General features: G+C 60.3%; 12 protein-coding genes and 1 pseudogene. 7 read left to right on the top strand and 6 right to left on the bottom strand.

Annotation, left to right across the window (positions count from 1 at the left end):
* Positions 1–27 precede the first annotated feature (27 nt).
* Positions 28–1,719 (bottom strand): ABC transporter substrate-binding protein, encoded by a 1,692-nt coding sequence (locus HYZ49_14225; GenBank protein ID MBI3243441.1) that lies wholly within the window; start codon positions 1,717–1,719, stop codon positions 28–30.
* Positions 1,720–1,830: 111 nt separating this feature from the next.
* Positions 1,831–2,625, bottom strand: coding sequence for a PhnD/SsuA/transferrin family substrate-binding protein (locus HYZ49_14220; GenBank protein ID MBI3243440.1), 795 nt, complete (start codon positions 2,623–2,625; stop codon positions 1,831–1,833).
* 263 nt (positions 2,626–2,888) lie between these two features.
* Here HYZ49_14220 and HYZ49_14215 point away from each other — a divergent pair, with 263 nt between their 5' ends.
* Positions 2,889–3,779 (top strand): DMT family transporter, encoded by an 891-nt coding sequence (locus HYZ49_14215; protein MBI3243439.1) that lies wholly within the window; start codon positions 2,889–2,891, stop codon positions 3,777–3,779.
* A 57-nt stretch (positions 3,780–3,836) separates the two neighbouring features.
* Here the strand turns inward: HYZ49_14215 and HYZ49_14210 are convergent, their stop codons facing one another.
* From HYZ49_14210 to HYZ49_14195, 4 genes are all read right to left on the bottom strand, one after another.
* Entirely contained in the window at positions 3,837–5,186 is a 1,350-nt protein-coding gene (locus HYZ49_14210) for an FAD-binding oxidoreductase (GenBank protein ID MBI3243438.1), read from the bottom strand.
* Between the two features lie 84 nt (positions 5,187–5,270).
* Positions 5,271–6,191: a dihydrodipicolinate synthase family protein gene (locus HYZ49_14205; protein MBI3243437.1), complete on the bottom strand. Its 921-nt coding sequence runs from the start codon at positions 6,189–6,191 to the stop codon at positions 5,271–5,273.
* A gap of 164 nt (positions 6,192–6,355) precedes the next feature.
* Positions 6,356–7,525, bottom strand: coding sequence for an aminotransferase class I/II-fold pyridoxal phosphate-dependent enzyme (locus tag HYZ49_14200; GenBank protein MBI3243436.1), 1,170 nt, complete (start codon positions 7,523–7,525; stop codon positions 6,356–6,358).
* Between the two features lie 5 nt (positions 7,526–7,530).
* Positions 7,531–7,698 (bottom strand): nucleotidyltransferase domain-containing protein, encoded by a 168-nt coding sequence (locus tag HYZ49_14195; protein MBI3243435.1) that lies wholly within the window; start codon positions 7,696–7,698, stop codon positions 7,531–7,533.
* Positions 7,699–7,877: 179 nt separating this feature from the next.
* On the opposite strand from HYZ49_14195, the gene HYZ49_14190 reads away from it, so the two are divergent.
* The 6 genes and pseudogenes from HYZ49_14190 to HYZ49_14165 form a co-directional block, all read left to right on the top strand.
* Positions 7,878–9,434, top strand: a complete 1,557-nt coding sequence (locus tag HYZ49_14190) for a histidine ammonia-lyase (GenBank protein MBI3243434.1) — start codon at positions 7,878–7,880, stop codon at positions 9,432–9,434.
* A 208-nt stretch (positions 9,435–9,642) separates the two neighbouring features.
* Positions 9,643–10,533, top strand: coding sequence for an NAD(P)-dependent oxidoreductase (locus tag HYZ49_14185; protein MBI3243433.1), 891 nt, complete (start codon positions 9,643–9,645; stop codon positions 10,531–10,533).
* 8 nt (positions 10,534–10,541) lie between these two features.
* Entirely contained in the window at positions 10,542–11,519 is a 978-nt protein-coding gene (locus tag HYZ49_14180) for an NAD-dependent epimerase/dehydratase family protein (protein MBI3243432.1), read from the top strand.
* Positions 11,520–11,668: 149 nt separating this feature from the next.
* Positions 11,669–12,702 (top strand): annotated as a pseudogene (locus HYZ49_14175) (aminotransferase class V-fold PLP-dependent enzyme).
* Positions 12,702–13,289 (top strand): TetR/AcrR family transcriptional regulator, encoded by a 588-nt coding sequence (locus tag HYZ49_14170; GenBank protein ID MBI3243431.1) that lies wholly within the window; start codon positions 12,702–12,704, stop codon positions 13,287–13,289. The pseudogene HYZ49_14175 and the gene HYZ49_14170 overlap by 1 nt, the downstream one beginning before the upstream one ends.
* Positions 13,286–13,643 (top strand): bifunctional salicylyl-CoA 5-hydroxylase/oxidoreductase (locus HYZ49_14165; protein ID MBI3243430.1); only part of this gene is annotated, 358 nt, incomplete at its 3' end. The genes HYZ49_14170 and HYZ49_14165, both read left to right, overlap by 4 nt.

Raw genomic sequence — 13,643 nt, 5'->3', positions numbered from 1 at the left:
CGTACCGCGTCGGTCTAACAATTTGCTCTAAGCGTCAGGGTTGAGCCACACTTCACGCCACAGATAGTAGTCGGTGGGATGCGCGCCGATGTTCTGGAACTTGGGGTTGTAGACGCGCCAGATGTTTTGCCACCAGGAGATGCCGATTGACCCGCGCTCGAGTTGAATGCGCTGGATGTCTTTCATGATCGCCCGACGGGCTTCCAGATCGAGCGTGCCTTGCGCCTTCTGGAGCAGGGTGCTGAATTCTTCGTCCACCCAGCGGCTCTCGTTCCACGGCACCGGGTTGCCATCGGTGTCGGCAATGTAGGCCAGGGGCAGAACCATGACTCCCAACGGGCGGTGAGTCCACGGGGTGACGCCGACGGCGGTTTCCGTCCACAGGTTCCAGTAGGCGTTATTCTCCATCGTGTCGAGGACGACGTTGATGCCACCGGCGGCGGCGTCGGCCTTCAAGGTTTCGATGTAGGCCACAATGTCCGTCCAGCCGGTGCCGACGGAAATCTTGACTTCGAGCGGCGTCGCCACGCCTGCTTCTTGAAGCAACTTCTTCGCGCCGTCCGGATCGTATTTCGGCACATCCATTGGAGCGAATTCCGGGTGCACCGGGGAGACGTGCACGTCGTGGCCGAGGATGCCCTGGCCGAAGTAGGCCTGATCCAGAATCTTCTGGCGATCCTGGCACATCTTCAGCGCCGAGCGGACGCGGTTGTCCGTCCACGGGTCGAGGTCCACCCGCATGCGCATGACGCGCACCTGCGAAGTCGCCTGCGGATTGATCTTGAGCTTGGGGTTGTCGCGCAGAGCCAGGTACGAGTCAACGGTGAGATCGTAGATCGTATCCACCTGGCCGGCCTGAATGGCGGCCACAGCGGCGGTCTGGTCGTTGCCCAGATCAATGAACTCGATGCTGTCGAGGTAGGGCAGGGGCTGGCCGTCCAAGCCGTTCTGCCAATAGCCCTCGCGCTTCTCGATGACGACGCGCTCGCCGACCTTGTATTCCTTGAGGACGTACGGGCCGGTGCTGGGGTTCTTGCCGGTGGTGATGTCGCCGTTGAAGCTGGGGTGCATGATCTGCGCCGGGTAGTGGAAGAGAGTCTCCGGCACATCCAGCTTGGGCGCGTCGAGTTTCAGCTTGACCGTGTGATCGTCCACCACCTGGACGTTCTCGATGGTGAGGAAACCCGTCCACAGGCCGAGAATGGACGACTTGGTGTCAACGTTGAGCCATTCCTTGAAGTTGAAGAGCACGTCGTTGGCCACGAAGGGATCGCCGTTCGTCCACTTGATGTCCTGGCGGAGGTTGAGCGTCCACTCTTTGAGGTCGTCGCTGGCCTCCCAGCTTTCGAGCATGTAGGGCTTGGTGATGTTGTCGGGGCCGGTCTCGGTCAGGTACTCGAAGATCAGGCGGAATTCGTTGGAGTCGAATACCCAGGAGAAGCGGGCGGGGTGATCGACAGCCGGGACCGAAATGGCGACTTTGAGGGTGCCGCCACGTTTGACTCCGCCGGTCGGGGCGGCAGTGGCCGCGGGCGCATTGGTGGCGGCCGGGGCGGCGGTGGTGGCCGGGCCGCCGCAGGCGGCCATCACGTAGGCCGCAGAGGCGCTGACGCCCAACAGGGTGGCCGTGCGCAGAAACTCGCGGCGGCTCATGCGGCCCTCAGCGAGTTGTTCCTGGGCGGCCAGCACGCCAGGGTGAATCCGTTTTGGGGTGGTCATCTTTCTTCTCTCCTTGAATGCTTGTGCAGTGTTGAGACGATAACGATGAGCTTTCAGGATTCAATGGCAGGTATGAGTCGTTGTCAATCACCTCCTCTCAGGCAGTTGTCGTTACGCTTTTTGCAGGTCTTGCAACATTCGACGGATGTCGTCGTAATGATCGTCCGTCACTTGCTCAAAGCGTCGAATGCCGCCCCCGTTCAAAATTTCCTGGCCGCGCCTGGTGATGTGCATGGTCGTGAGAGCGCGGGCCAATGAGTCGCAATGCTCTTCGGAAAGAGAGGGCGTGGCGATGACGGGCGGCATCGCCGCCGGCCCCAGGCTGGCTAGGACACGAAACGACCTGGCCCGCTCCGGTCGCTGGGCCAGTTCCATTTCCAACACCACGCTGTCAATCGCCGCGCAGTCGGCCTCCCCGGCCTCCACCCAGTTCATTGATGTTGCATGTGAGCCGGATCGAATCGTTTTGCCGAAGTAGTCCATCGTCGCCTCCAGCGTCCACAAATGATGGGCGGCCAGAACGTAACCAGAGAATGAGCCAACGTCGTTATAGGCGAAAGTTGTGTCTCGTAAGTCGTCGAAGCTATGATACGATGACCCGGCCCGGACGATGACATCAGAAAAATAAACGGGCCGGTCGTGGTAACGGTCGGCAGATAAAATCGGGGCGGCCATGAGCCGCGCCGGTGAAGATGTTTGTGCGGACTTCAGAACGTAGGTAATGCCACAGGAGAAGGCGGCCTCGATCTGGCCGGTGTCAATCACCCGGTCTTGCTCGGCAAAAGGGACAACTGCCATTTTTGTTGGCAGGCCGGTGCTGTCCCCCAGATACGCCACGACCTGCTGGTAAAACTCAAAAGCGTTGTCGCCGAGAAAAGATGCAAATCGAATGAATTGTTGCTTCAATACAGATAATCTATATCGGGTTTGCGGCTGTGTCAAGGACGAGTTGAGCGGCCACAAATTGTTATTGCTCAACACCGACGATTACAAATCGTTGCTGGCTCGCGCCGATGCTGAACGGATGCTGGCCGCCGGGCCAACCGTCAACCGCTTCCGGGTGCTGGGTTCAAGCTGACCTTACGCAACGTCATTCCGAGCAAAGCGAGGACTCTCTACGACCGCCCAGAGACCCCTCACTCCGTTCGAGGTGACATGCCCAAAGAAAGATGGAACATCAAACTACAACACCGATAATTTCAACTCGCCCGAACTTAAACACGCCGCTTCTCGTCGTCGCCCTGCTGACTGTGGACGGCCTGCACTTTGTCTTTGCCCGCGCCCTGCGTGACCACCTGCCGCCGACTACGTCGGTGTTGTACGTGCTTGGGCTTGGCACTCTGCAAGTGGCGCTGTTTGCCATTGCTCGCGGGCGCTTTCGTTTTAGCACCTTTCGCCGCCACCTTTGGTTCTTTCTGGCGATTGGCGCGCTGGTGGCGACCGGCACTTCAATCAACTACGCCGCCGTTGTTTTCGTGGACCCGGGCACAGCCTCGTTGTTGGCCGAGACTTCGATTCTGTTCGGCGTGGGCTTTGGCGTGTGGTGGTTGCGCGACCGGCTGACGCGGGCGCAGTGGTTGGGCGGGCTGGTGTGCATCGCCGGGGTGGCCGTCATCACCTTTCAGCCCGGCGATTACTTGCGGCTTGGCTCGGTGATGGTGATCGGCTCGGCCTTTATTTACGCCCTGCACGCCGCCATCGTCAAACGTTATGGGGCCGACATTGAATTTGTGGAGTTCTTTCTGTGGCGGCTGATGGCCACGACCGGCTTTCTGTTCTTGTCGGCGACGGCGCAGGGGATGTTGCTCTGGCCGGACGGCCAGGCCTGGTTGTTGATTCTGCTAGTGGCGACGGTGGACATCATCATCAGCCGCACGCTTTATTACCTGGCCCTGCGGCGGCTCACCATCTCGTTCCTCTCACTCCTGCTCACCGTCAGCCCGATTGTGGCTATCTTGTGGTCGGTCGCCCTGTTCAAATCGCAACCCACGCCCCGCGAACTGCTGGGTGGCGCGGCGGTGCTGGTGGGGATTGCGATTGTGACGAGTAGGCGGTCATAACAGCGGATCAAACGAATTTCGCGGATCGCATCCGTCTAATTCGGCTGATCCGTTGTTCTACAACTGTCCCTCATCCCAACGCTCCAACAATTTTTGATACGCCGGATTATCATAGCGACTCAACGCGAACGCCGACGCGTAATCGGGCAAGCCGCCACCTGTAAGATACGCCGCCAGCAATTCCCCGGCGGCGGGCGCGGCCATCAACCCGTAGCCTGAGAGCGCGCCGATCACAAACGCGCCCTCAACCGGCAACGGCCCAACCAGCAAACGGTTCTCGCGAGTCTTGGTGTAATAGCCGCCGTCAATCTCCACCTTTGGCGCTTTGCCGATGTAAGCCGTCAGGCCGGGCATCATCGTCGCCAGCCCGCGCAGAACCACCTCGTAATACATCGGGTCGAATTCCAGCGGCCATACCTCAGGCACGGGCTGGGTGTCGTAGCCCCACAACATCAGCACACTATTAGCGTCTGCGCCGCCCTCGGGGCGCAAGTGCGCGCCTGCCGGTAGTTCGCCCAGCAAGCCGGTCGTCTCTTCAGACTCAGCCAGCAGGCCGCGCTCTTCATCCGACCAACCAATCTTCTGCGGGTCGGCCCAAATCAGGAAAGGCATGTTACGCGGAATGATGTTGAGATGATCCTTGAAGGCGATCTTCTCGTGTCGCTCCGAGAACACCGGCAACTCGACGCCAAACATCCGGCCAACGTTTTTGATCAGCGGCCCGGCGGCGTTGACAAAGATTTCAGCGCCGACTTCTCGCCCATCACTTAATCGCACGCCCTTCACCCGGCCACTTTCAACGGTGACGCCGTCAACTTGCCCCCGAACAAGTTCAACGCCTCCGGCCTTTGCCTGTTCGAGCATAGTCATGCCCAACTGCTGGCCGCTGAACCAGCCACAGCGCCGGGCGTGAATCACGGCGACGACGTTCTCGGCCAGATAAGGAAAGTGTTGGCGAATGAGGACCGGGTCGAGAATCAAGTCTGCGCCGGTCGGTTGAGCCTCAAAGCCGTGAGGTGGGGCAGGGGTGTAAGCGGCTGGGCCGGGATGGACGCGAAGCGGGCCAGCGCCCTGGGCTTCGGCGTTCTCGGCTTCGGCTTTGAAGATCGGGATGCGGGCCGGGTCGGCGGTGGCGTAAAGGTAGCCGCGCCGGTTGAGGTGAAAGACGTTTCCGCTCTCGCGGGCCAGGCCTTCGATCAGGTCAATGCTGTGATCCATGAAGCTGACCATCGAGGCGTCGGGCCACCAGTTGCGGTAACACTCGGTGGACTTGTCGCTGGTCAGGGTGAGCGGGTCGCGGTCATCAACAATCATTACGCGCTTGAGGCCGCGCCGCGTGAGATGGTAAGCCGTCGCAACCCCCGCAATTCCTGCGCCGCAGATGACGGCATCACTAGACAAAGCCATTACTTGCTGGGCACAAAGACACAAGGGCACGAAGGCACAAAGAAAACTTTGTGTCTTCGTGTCTTGGTGCCTTCGTGTCGAAGGTTAGCCGCCGCTAATGATCCCTGCTTCGCGAAGTTCGGCGATCACTTTCTCAACAGTGGCGTTGGACGTCGGAAGAAGCGGCGGGCGGACGACCGGGTTGGGGAAGCCGTTGAGGTGATGGAGGATGGCTTTGAGTGTTGCCGGGGCGGGCGGGTAGGCATCTAAAATGGCGCGGCCTTTTTGCAGAAGAGCGTTCGCGGCTGAGGCGTTGCCGCCTGTCGCGTGCGCGTCCCACACTTGTCGCAGAAAGGGCGAAAGCAAATTGGCCGGGGCGGTGATGCACCCTTGCGCGCCCGCGTCGAGAGCCGACTGAAAGAGCGAGTCGGTTCCACAATAGATCAAAAGGTCGTCCCCGAATCGGCGGCCCAACGCTCCCCCGTGTTCAGGGTCAGCCGAGGAGTCTTTGAGTCCGGCGAATTTATCCGGGAAGGAGTCTTTCAGCCGCGCCACCAATTCAAAAGAAAGCGCCACGCCGGAGACAGACGGAATGTGATAGCCGAAGAGCGCGCCGCCTTTGGGAACTGCGCGCCGCAAGACTTCGCCGAACCAGGTCAAGAGGCCGTCGTCGCTCACCTTGCGGAAGTAGTAGGGAGGCAAAACCACGACGCCGTCGAAGCCGAGGTCGAAGGCGGACTTGGTGAGAGTGATGGTTTCATCGAGGCTGGGCGTGCCGGTTCCGGCCAGCAGTTTGAAACCGGGGTGCGCTTCGCGAATCTTCCGGGCGGCCTGGCACAGTTCGAGCCGCTCGTCGGGCGAGAACGACGGGCCTTCGCCGGTGGTGCCGAGCAGGAGCGCCCCGTGACAGCCTCGATGGGCCAGATAGTCGAGCAGGGGCGTGACAGCGGGGAAGTCGATTTCGTAATTTGGATAGAGCGGCGTCACTACAGCGGCGTAGACGCCGGCAAGAGGATGTTGAGACACGATGCTCTCCTGAGGAGTGGAACCACGGATTTCACAGATTACACCGATTTAAAAACTACAGCGGTTTCCTTTTGGATTGATGGGGTTGGGCGGCAGTGCAACTGCCGCCCGCCGCAGTACAACTGCCGCGAAACCCATCAATCCGTGTAATCTGTGATTGATTTTTATCGGGGCCGTAAACGTTGCAAAGCTTCGGCGGCTTTCTCCAGTAGCGCTGTTGTTTTGCAAAACGCGAAGCGCGCGTAGCGTTTGCCGAGCGCCTTGTTCCGCTCCGAGTAAAAGGCCGAGGGTGGAATGGCGGCCACCCCGACGTTGGCGGCCAGATGTTTACAAAACTCAAAGTCGTCGTTGAATCCCAGCGGCTCGATGCCGGCCATGATAAAGAATCCGCCGCCGGTTGGCAAGACCTCGAGGCCGGCCTGTCGCAAAGCATGGGCCAGAAAATCGCGTTTGCGCTGGTAGTCGGCGGCTAAACCGGCGAAGTAGCCGTCGCCAAGCGCGAGGGCGCGGGCCGCCCCGAATTGCATCGGCGTGGCCGAGCAGTCGAGCACGAACTGGTGCGCGAGCCGGACGGCATTCGTCAGGTCGGGCGGGGCCAGCACCCAGCCGATGCGCCAGCCGGTGAAGCTGAATGTTTTGCTCATGCTACTAACGGTGATCGCGCGTTCGGCCATGCCCGGCAACTGCGCCAGCCACTCGTGCTTCTGCCCGTCGTAGATAAGATGCTCGTACACTTCGTCGCTGATGGCGATGACGTTCCACTTTTGGCACAGGGCCGCAATCGTTTCGAGTTCGGCGCGAGAGAAGACTTTGCCGGTCGGGTTGTGGGGCGTGTTGATCAGGATGGCGCGGGTTCGGTTGTTGAAGGCGGCGGCCAGTTCGTCGGGATCAAAACTCCAGTTTGGCGGGCGCAACGGCACAAAGCGCGGCGCGCCGCCGGCCATGATTACGTTCGGCGCGTATACTTCGTAATAAGGCTCAAGGATGATGACTTCATCGCCCGGATTGATCAATCCGTCGGTGATCGAGTGCAGGGCTTCCGCCGCCCCGTTCGTCACTGTCACTTCGGACTCAGGGTCAACCGTCTGCTCGTAAAAACGCCTGGCATGTTCGGCCACCGCCTGCCGCAGTTCGCGGACGCCGTGCGAGAGCGCGTATTGATTCTTGCCCGCCTCCATCGCCTCCCAGACAGCGGCTTTCGCCTCGGTCGGGCCGTCGGTGTCGGGGAAGCCGCTGGAGAGGTCAATCGCCTTGTGCCTGGCGGCAAGCTGGGTGATCTCGGTGAAGATGGATGTGCCAAAGTTGGCGACACGGTGGGCGGGGAGGAAGGGCATGGGAGTTACTGTTTCTCCACCCGCGGCAACACTACCAGCAAATCGAGATCGCTATTTGCGCGCCCTTCGCCCCGCGCCCACGAGCCGAACAGAATGCTGCGCAATGGGCTAAACCCGCGCACGATACGCTCGACGGCGTCTGGCAAACATGGGGGCTGAGAGACAAGTTGCACGGCCTTAGAAGTTCCTTTCGTCTTTCCGGTCAGGGCTATTGTATCTCAAACTTTGTTCGCGGCGAGGCGCAAAGACAGCGGATTTGGAGAATGACGCGGATCGCGATCCGCTAAATTCATCAAATCCGCTGTCCCTCTGCTGTGGTACACTCGCCTCAACCCCTCACCCGGAGCCACCCGTGACCCAACCTCTCCTCATTGACGGCCATTCGCTCACCATCGCAGACGTCGTCGCCGTTGCCCGCCAACATCGCCCGGTTCAACTCGCGCCAGTTGCCCGCGAGCGCATGCAAGCCAGCCGGGCCTACGTCGAGTCCCTGCTCACGCCGGACGCGCCGACTGTCTATGGCATTAACACCGGCTTCGGCGTCTTCGCCGACCGCAAAGTCTCGCCCGCCGACTCGGCTCAACTCTCGCGCAACCTCGTCATCAGCCACGCCGTCTGCACGGGCGAGCCATTTGCTGAGGACGTAACGCGCGCCGCTATGCTCATCCGCGCCAACACGCTCGCCATCGGCCACTCCGGCGCGCGCCCTCGGCTTGTCGAAACCCTGCTGGCTATGCTCAACGCCGGCGTGCATCCCATCGTGCCTCAGCAAGGCTCGCTCGGCTCGTCGGGCGACCTTGCGCCGCTCTGCCATCTGGCCCTCATCTTCATGGAAGGCGCGAATGCCGGCGAAGCAATCTTTCGTGGACAGCGCATGAGCGGCAAAGAAGCGATGGATGCCGCCGGACTCCCACAATTGACTCTGGAAGCAAAAGAGGGATTGGCGATCAGTAACGGGGCAACGTTCTCGGCGGCGGTCGCCGCCTTAGCCGTCACTGACGGGGCAACATTGCTCACTCATTCCCAGATCGCCACCGCTTTCGCCCTCGAAGCCTTGCTTGGCGTGTCGAGCGCCTTCGACGAGCGCCTGCACTCGGCGCGCAGGCAGTCCGGCCAATCCGCCGTCGCCGCCAACTTGCGAAAGCTAATCAAAGGAAGCACCCTCGTTGACTCATCAGGCAGGGTGCAAGACCCTTATTCGCTCCGGTGTGCGCCGCAGATCATCGGCCCGGTTCTCGACACACTCGCCCTCGCGCGAGGCTGGATCGAAAACGAGATCAACGCCGCCACCGACAACCCGCTTCTCTTTCGTGAGCCGGACAACTCGTTCAAGGCCATCTCTGGCGGCAACTTTCACGGCGAGATCATCGGGTTGGGCATGGATTATCTTGGCATCGCCATCGCCGAACTCGGCGCGCTGGCCGAACAACAGATCAGCCGCCTCATCAACGAGAAACTTTCTTTCGGCCTGCCGCCCATGTTGTTGAGCAACTCTGCCGCCCCCGGCCTCAACTCTGGCTTGATGATGCCGCACTACACCGCCGTCTCGCTGGCGCTGGAGAATCAGACGCTGGCTCACCCAGACAGTGTCCACTCTCTGCCCACCTCAGCCGGGCAGGAAGATCACAACGCCAACGCTCTCACAGCCGCCCGGCATGCCAGCCAGATCATCGCCAACGTCGCCCACATTCTGGCGATTCAATTTTTCGTCTCGGCTCAGGCCGTTGATCTCAGGTCGAAGGCCATGCCAGAGAAACACGTTTCCCCGGCAGTGGCGGTTGCCCACGCCCGGCTCCGGCGCGACGTGCCGTTTGTCGAGCATGATCGGTTCTATCAGGCAGATATTGAACGGGCGCGGGCGCTGATCCTGAACGGCGAGATCGCGCAAGCGACCGGATTAGAACGCTGATGAACGCGGACGCTTTGCGCGCTGATCTTCGCTGATTTTTTTTTCAAAATATCTGCGCGCTTCGCGTCTGCGGGAAATCGCGGATACAAACAAAAAGAGATCAGCGAAAATCTGCGTTGTATCAGCGTTTATCTGCGTTCTGAAAGACTGGTCTGAGTAGTTACCAGTTAGCGTAATTCGTGGCTAAGATAAAGAGGAGATGCAAGCAATGAGTGAACGACTTGGCTTTATCGGTTTAGGCATCATGGGCTGGGGCATGGCCCGCAACTTGTTGAAGGCCGGGTTAGCGGTGCGCGTGTGGAACCGCACCGCCAGCCGCATGGACGAGTTGGCCGCCGAGGGCGCAAGCACGGCGGCTTCCCCGGCGGAGTTGGCGGCCCAGTGCGACCTCATCATCACCTGCGTGAGCGACACGCCGGACGTGGAAGCTGTTATTCTTGGCGACGGCGGAGTCATTCATGGCATTCAACCCGGCGCGCTGGTGATTGACATGAGCACCATCAGCCCACATGCCACGCGCGCCATCGCCGAGAAGTTGAAGGCCAAAGGCGCGCACATGCTCGACGCGCCCGTCAGCGGCGGCAGTGAGGGCGCGGCGCGGGGCACGCTCAGCATCATGGTCGGCGGCGAGACCGAGCAGGTGGCGCGAGCCATGCCGGTCTTTCAGGCCATGGGCAAGACGATCACGCACGTTGGCGAACACGGCGCAGGGCAGATGGTGAAGCTGGTCAATCAGATTCTTGTCGTGGGTAATGCGCTGGCAATGAGCGAAGCCCTGCTGTTTGCGCAGGCGGGCGGCCTCGATTTGCAGAAGACGCTCGAGGCGGTGGCCGGCGGGGCGGCGGGCAGTTGGATGTTGAGCAATCGCGGCCCGCAAATTCTCAAGCGCGACTGGCGGCCCGGCTTTACGATTGATTTGCAACAAAAGGATGTGCGCCTGGTGCTGGCAACCGCCGATCAGCTTGGGGTTCCGGCCCTGGCCTCCAGCCTGGTCTTCAACCTTTACCGGACTCTTCAGGCCGATGGCCTGGGCGCGGAGGGCAACCATGCGCTGATTAAGGCGCTGGAGAAATTATCGGGAATCGAAGTGAAAGCATAGAGGAGAAAATGAAAATCTTTGTTACCGGCGGAAACGGTTTTATCGGCAGTCATCTTGTGCCGAAGTTGGTTGAACGCGGACACTCAGTCACTTGCCTGGTGCGTGACCCGGCAAAGGCTGGCAAGCTGGCGCAGGAAGGCGTTACACTCGCGAAAGGCGACGTAACCGACCGCGCCTCTCTGCGCGAGCCGATGCGCGGCGCAGAGGTTGTATTTCATCTGGCAGGTTGGTATGTGCTTGGCAATATTGACAAAGCCAACATGCAAGCCATCAACGTGGACGGAACGCGCAACACACTTGAGGTTGCCGTCGAGTTGGGCGTGCCGAAGATCATTCACACCAGCACCGTCGGTGTGTTCGGCAACACCCACGGCAAGATCGTGGACGAGACGTATCGAGCCGGAAAAGAGGCGATGGGATCAGAATACGAACGCACCAAGTGGGCGGCTCACTATGAAGTGGCCGTTCCCCTGCAACAGGCGGGCGCGCCCGTCATCATCGTCCAGCCCGGCGGAGTCACCGGCCCCGGCGACACCAGCGCGCTCGCCTCAGCTTACGAATTCTATTTGGGGCGGACGCCCATCATGTTTGGCGAAACATCCGGCCCCACCTGGGCTTACGTGGACGACATCGCCGAGGGCCACATTCTGGCGATGGAAAAGGGCCGCCCCGGCGAGTCGTACATCATTGCCGGGCCGTCGCTGACATACCGGCAAGTCATGGAGATGTGGGAGAAGATCGTTGGCATTCCCGCGCCGAAGCTGTGGGCGCCGGGTTGGGCCGCCAGCCTCATGAGCGGCCTCGCCGGTCTGTTCGAGCGGCTCGGCTTGTCGCTCCCGCTCTCCTCTGAAGCACTTGCTTTGTTGAACGACTACACCTTTTATGGCAGCGCCGAGAAAGCCAAACGCGAACTGGGCTGGCAACCGCGCCCCATCGAAAGCACCTTCAAAGAAGTTTTGGAATACGAAATGAAGAAGCGAAAGTAATTCATCCAATCTGCGATTGAAAACAGACTCGCCACTTCGGGTTGGATGGCGAGTTTGTTTTTCTGGTTGACCTTTTCTTCAAACCCGACTAAGATGGTCTAAACATACCAAGCGTTAGGTTTCTTGGGAGGAGAATCCACCTTAGCCACATGACACCCTCATTGCACTCCCTGGAATATGCCCACGAACTTGATGAGCGCGATCCCCTCGCCGGCTTCCGCGACCAATTCATCTGCGACGATAACGACAACTTAATTTACCTCGACGGCAATTCGCTGGGCCGCCTGCCCAAACGCACCGCCGCCCGTTTGCACGAAGTCGTTGATCACGAGTGGGGCCGGCGCCTCATCCGGGGCTGGGGCGAGGGCTGGTTCACTGCGCCCGGACGCATCGGCGGCAAAATTGCCCGCCTGGTCGGGGCGGGGGCCGACGAGGTCATCGTGGCCGACTCCACCTCGGTCAACATTTTCAAACTGGTCATGGCCGCGTTGGCGGCCAAACCGGATCGGCGCAAAGTCGTTACCGACGATCTCAACTTTCCCTCCGACCTCTATCTTTTGCAAGGCGCGGTCAAACTGGCCGGCCCCGATTACCAGTTGCAGGTCGTTCATTCGGAAGACGGCCTGACCGTGTCGAATGAGGCGCTGGCGGCGGCGATTGATGGCGAGACGGCTCTAGTCTCTTTGACTCACACCGCTTTCAAAAGCGGTTATATCTACGATATGGCCGCCATCACCGAAATGGCGCACCGGGCTGGCGCGTTGATGTTGTGGGACTTGTGCCACTCGGTTGGGGCAATGCCGGTGGCGCTCAATGAGTCAAATGTGGACATGGCCGTCGGTTGCACTTACAAGTATCTCAACGGCGGCCCCGGGTCGCCCGCCTTTCTTTACGTCCGGCGTGATCTGCAAGAGAAACTCCTTAGCCCGATCTGGGGCTGGTTCGGCCAGAAGGGGCAGTTCACGTCTCGCTCGGTCATGCCGAAGGCTTGCGAATCGATCGCGCCCTCATCGAAGAGATGAACGTCATTCCCGACTTTCGTTATCCCGACAACATCCGTCTTGGCATCGCGCCGCTTTACACTTCATTTGCCGATATTCACGAGGCGCTGATGCGTTTTCGCCGGGTGATCGTCGAACGGCTCTATGAAAAGTATCCGGTTGAGAGGCCGGACGTGACCTGATGCTCACCCGCGCCGAAGCCACCGTCTCCAGCATCCTCGCCGCCGCCGAAGACCTCTTTGTGCTCAAGCCTTACGCCGACGTTTCGATGCGCGATATTGCCGAGACGGCGCAGGTGACGACCGGCGCGCTCTATCATCACTTTCCCGGCAAAGAGAAGTTGTATTTGGAAATGATCCGGGCGGGGCTGGCGAAGAAACAGCAGATGATGGTCGAGGCCACGCCGCCTGACGGCTCGTGCCGCGAGCGACTGCGTTGCCTGACCCGCGTCTTCCTGGCCCTGCCTCGCATGCGCCGCGATCTGATGCGCCTGGTGCGCCGGGATATTAATGCGTTCCGGGGCCGCACACGCGAGTCCATTATTCGAGCGTATCAGGAGTCCTTGCCCAATCTGGTGGAACCGATCTTGCGTGAGGGCATTAAGCGCGGCGAGGTGAAGAAGGGCGACCCGCGCTGGCTGGCCTGGGTGTATATCGCGATTGTCGAAACGTCGCTCGCGGCTTATGCCGAACAAAAGCTGGGAGACGTGGATGCCCGCCTGGAGGCGGTGCTGGATCAATTTTTTTACGGCGCAGGTAAGCAACCATGAAAATCAACATTCTGGGCGGTGGGCCGGCAGGCCTGTATTTTGCTATTCTGATGAAGAAGATGGACCCGGCGCGCGAGATCAACGTCGTCGAGCGCGACGGGCCGAACGACACCTTTGGGTGGGGCGTGGTCTTTTCCGAAACGACGTTGGACAACTTCGGCCAGCAGGATCGTCAGACCTACGACGAATTCGTCCAACACAGCCAGATGCGCGATTTGGTGGTGGTCAAACACAAAGGCGAAACCATTTACATCGGCGGCAACCCCATCGCCGGCGTGGCCCGCCTCAAATGGCTGCAAATCCTGCACACTCGTTGCCGCGAACTGGGCGTCAATCTGCGCTTTCACACCAACG

Source organism: Chloroflexota bacterium, assembly GCA_016197225.1.
GTDB lineage: Bacteria > Chloroflexota > Anaerolineae > Anaerolineales > VGOW01 > VGOW01.
The sequence above is the reverse complement of the archived record's forward strand: the minus strand, read 5'-3'. Positions and strand labels throughout refer to the sequence as shown.

Coding starts and splice junctions, on each gene's coding strand:
- HYZ49_14180 (MBI3243432.1), top strand. CDS start 10,542: ATGAAAATCTTTGTTACCGGCGGAAACGGTTTTATCGGCAGTCATCTT.
- HYZ49_14225 (MBI3243441.1), bottom strand. CDS start 1,719: ATGACCACCCCAAAACGGATTCACCCTGGCGTGCTGGCCGCCCAGGAA.
- HYZ49_14200 (MBI3243436.1), bottom strand. CDS start 7,525: ATGCCCTTCCTCCCCGCCCACCGTGTCGCCAACTTTGGCACATCCATC.
- HYZ49_14185 (MBI3243433.1), top strand. CDS start 9,643: ATGAGTGAACGACTTGGCTTTATCGGTTTAGGCATCATGGGCTGGGGC.
- HYZ49_14170 (MBI3243431.1), top strand. CDS start 12,702: ATGCTCACCCGCGCCGAAGCCACCGTCTCCAGCATCCTCGCCGCCGCC.
- HYZ49_14210 (MBI3243438.1), bottom strand. CDS start 5,186: ATGGCTTTGTCTAGTGATGCCGTCATCTGCGGCGCAGGAATTGCGGGG.
- HYZ49_14215 (MBI3243439.1), top strand. CDS start 2,889: ATGGAACATCAAACTACAACACCGATAATTTCAACTCGCCCGAACTTA.